At 40.8% G+C, this 3,317-nt stretch carries 4 protein-coding genes; 2 read left to right on the top strand and 2 right to left on the bottom strand.

The window, feature by feature from the left end:
• Both L2764_RS26440 and L2764_RS26435 read right to left on the bottom strand, forming a co-directional pair.
• Positions 1 to 123, bottom strand: a 123-nt coding sequence (locus L2764_RS26440) for an SDR family NAD(P)-dependent oxidoreductase (protein ID WP_248943325.1), incomplete at its 3' end; no start/stop codon positions are given.
• Between the two features lie 212 nt (positions 124 to 335).
• Positions 336 to 824, bottom strand: coding sequence for an outer membrane lipoprotein (locus tag L2764_RS26435; RefSeq protein ID WP_248943324.1), 489 nt, complete (start codon positions 822 to 824; stop codon positions 336 to 338).
• A gap of 718 nt (positions 825 to 1,542) precedes the next feature.
• On the opposite strand from L2764_RS26435, the gene L2764_RS26430 reads away from it, so the two are divergent.
• Positions 1,543 to 2,547: an AMP-binding protein gene (locus tag L2764_RS26430; RefSeq protein WP_248943323.1), complete on the top strand. Its 1,005-nt coding sequence runs from the start codon at positions 1,543 to 1,545 to the stop codon at positions 2,545 to 2,547.
• On the top strand, positions 2,544 to 3,194 hold the full coding sequence (locus L2764_RS26425; RefSeq protein ID WP_248943322.1) for an acyl-CoA synthetase family protein: 651 nt from the start codon (positions 2,544 to 2,546) through the stop codon (positions 3,192 to 3,194). The genes L2764_RS26430 and L2764_RS26425 overlap by 4 nt, the downstream gene beginning before the upstream one ends.
• The last annotated feature ends 123 nt before the right edge of the window (positions 3,195 to 3,317 follow it).

Here is a 3,317-nt window from a genome sequence, read left to right as displayed (position 1 = left end):
CGCCGCCACATCTTCAAGCTTGCGACAACTGGCAATGACCTTAAAACCGGACTCATGTAACTGTTCAGCACAAAAGCGGCCGATACCGCTACTGCAACCCGTAATTAAAATCGACGTTTTCATGTTTTTCTCTTTTCTCACTCTTACTTGTTCAAATGTTGCTAAGTATAAGGAAAAATAGATTGATAATTATCTAGGCACCACTCTGCCTGTACTACCAGACATATAAACCTGCACTTTTTCACCGACAGTAAACATCATATCTGAATTATCATAGCCTTATTGAACATGAGGGATAACATCATGTCTCTCAAACACTATAGATAGATTGATAATTATCTAGGCACCACTCTGCCTGTACTGCCTGACATATTCACCTGTACTTTTTCACCGACAGTAAACATCATATCTGGATTGGCTTCTTGAACAATAGAGATAACGTTCCCATTGTCCAAACGAATCGTTAAATTCACGCCATTACTCTTCCCTAGCGCATTAGCCGTTTTACCGCCAGCGTAACCACCAAGCAGTCCTCCGCCAATGGCAGCCAACGTTGAGCCCGTCCCTCCTCCGACAGTCGAACCTAATACCCCGCCAACTGCAGCCCCAGCAATCGTTCCCACAATATTACTCCCAGATGAGGCATCAATCGTAACGGGCTCCGTTTTGATAATCGTTCCATACTGCACTTGCTGAATGGTTCGGGTATCAGCCGAGCCATAAGTATTGCCATAAGGGTTGGGGGTGTTCGTACACCCTACCAACTGAACGAATGACAAAGTCAGCAATAAAGTCAGCAAAGTGCCTAATTTACATTTTATCATGATAGCAAATCCGTAAATTATGTTTAAATGCAAGTTATGTTTAAATGCAAGTATAGATAAGAAACACTGCTCTCGCCCATTCATCACTCAATACTGAAAGCGTTAAAAGCATTTATAAAACCTTTATTGCCGCTTAATTAGCGCTAAAAGTAACAGGTCTAATCATTAATAGATAAAATAACGGCATAACAGTACAACGGAAAGATAATAATTATAACCAGCCATTATCAATCAGTAACATACTCAGCTTTTCAGCATAATCAACGTTCAGTATCAATCAAAATAGGAGATAAATCGTTTTTAACGCCACTGTCGATAACACATTATAAAAATAAGTAAATGAAAAGAAATTTATGAGTTTTAAGGTGTTGAATAACGCCTCAGTTGATTAACTAAGATAAGCGGTCTTGGGATAATGCCATTAATAATGACTGTCTATGAATTCGTGCCAAAATAACCATAAAAGATTATACTTTTAACCTTCTGTTCTTAATGGAATATCTCCTAAAATGATGAGTATAGGGAAACAGTTCATGGTAGACATAAGCGCTTTATATAAATGGAACAATATGACGTCACTCTTGGCCTTAATCTGTAACCCTCCAGTCAGAAATACCTATGCTAATGCTCGATTTACTATGATGCTTCTCTTTAATAAGAAGAGGCTATTGCTTCTTCTTACATGAAGTTTAATTTTCAAAGTGATGAAGAGAGATCAATGAGTATGCACTACCGTTCCCCGCTAGAACAAATGCAATTCAATGTTGCCAAACACCCTAATAAGATTTGGCTTCATCAGCCGATCAATCGGGTTTGGCATACTTATACTTGGAGTGAGGTTGATAAGCAGGCGCGTAAAATGGCTCAAGGACTCTTATCCAATGGATTAGAGGCTGGAGATAACGTCGCCATTATGGACAAAAACTCGGCTGAATGGTTTATTTGTGATTTTGCCATCATGATGGCAGGTTTAATCAGTGTGCCTATTTATCCGACTGCGGCTGCTGATAACATCAAATATGTATTAGATCACAGCGCTGTTAAGGCCATCTTTGTGGGTAAGCTGAATAATACTCAAGCGTTGGAAGCGGCATTACCTGACACATTGCTTAGCATTTATTTTCCTTATCCAACATTGCCTTGCAAGGTGCAATGGCTCGATTGGCTCAACGAATATGCACCGCTGCAAACATTACATCGTTCAAAGCCTGATGAGCTATTTTCTTTGATTTACACATCAGGCAGTACTGGTTTGGCTAAAGGGGTCATGTTGAGCCAAAAAAATGTGGCCTCTTCATCTCAGGCGGCTATGCAGCTGAATAATAGTAAAAGTGGTCGATTCATGTCCTATTTGCCATTAGCTCATATTACCGAGCGATGTTTGATAGAGTTGCCTTCTCTTTATCATCCTGGGGATATTTTTTTTGTAGAATCTTTAGATACTTTCATAGAGGATATACGTTATGCCCAGCCCACAAGCTTTATCTCTGTTCCTCGACTTTGGACTAGGTTTCAATCTGAAATTCTGGCTAAGGTGCCGAATAAAAAATTACAGTTACTGCTAAAAATCCCTTTAATAGGTCAGTTAGTGGCGAAGAAAATCCGTGTGGGGCTGGGGTTACAGAGCGCTGAACAGTTCATCTCTGGCAGTGCGCCTATATTCCCAGAAGCACTACTTTGGTTTAATAGGATAGGGATCAGTATAGGTGAAGCTTGGGGATGACCGAGACCTCTGGTTTATCTTGTATTAATAGTCCTTTTGAGTTGAATCTTATGGGGAGTATAGGGCGGCCCCAATCTTGTGTTGAGATGAGCTTGTCTGCAAAAGGGGAAGTGCTCATCCGTGGAGAGGCTGTCTTTAGCGATTACTATAAAAACCCTGAGACGACCAAAAACGCGTTTGAAAATGGCTGGTTTAAAACAGGCGATAAGGCAGAGGTGAATGCTGACGGTTCTTGGAAAATTATTGGTCGAGTTAAAGAGCAATTTAAAACGAGTAAGGGAAAGTACGTGGCACCCGTTCCCCTTGAATCTAGCCTTGGTCGCAATGTAGACATTGAGCAAGTTTGCGTGATGGGAAGCGGCCGAAAGCAGCCTATTGCACTAGTGGTATTAGGTGAAGGAGCCAGTAAAGATCGTGATGAATTGAGTCAACAATTAAACACAACATTATTATCGGTGAACAGTGAACTGGAACCTCACGAAGTATTGGAGCACCTCATAGTGGTGTCCGAGGGCTGGAGCATAGATAATAATTTGCTGACACCCACTCTCAAGATGAAACGAGATCAACTCGATCAGCGTTATGGTCATTTCCTTAATGCCGATCTTAAAGAGACGCTGGTGTGGGAGTCGGAATTAATGGTTTAATATTAACACTGCTTAGGGGGTGTTGACAATTGGCCATGATTAGCTGATTAAGATACAATTTTTCTCTTTGAAATTCATATGTCTCGTAAAATGATTAGCGATAAGCAGTGGCGACGAATTCAT

Source organism: Shewanella surugensis (assembly GCF_023284005.1).
Lineage (GTDB): Bacteria > Pseudomonadota > Gammaproteobacteria > Enterobacterales > Shewanellaceae > Shewanella > Shewanella surugensis.
This window is presented reverse-complemented; position numbering and strand designations above follow the sequence as displayed.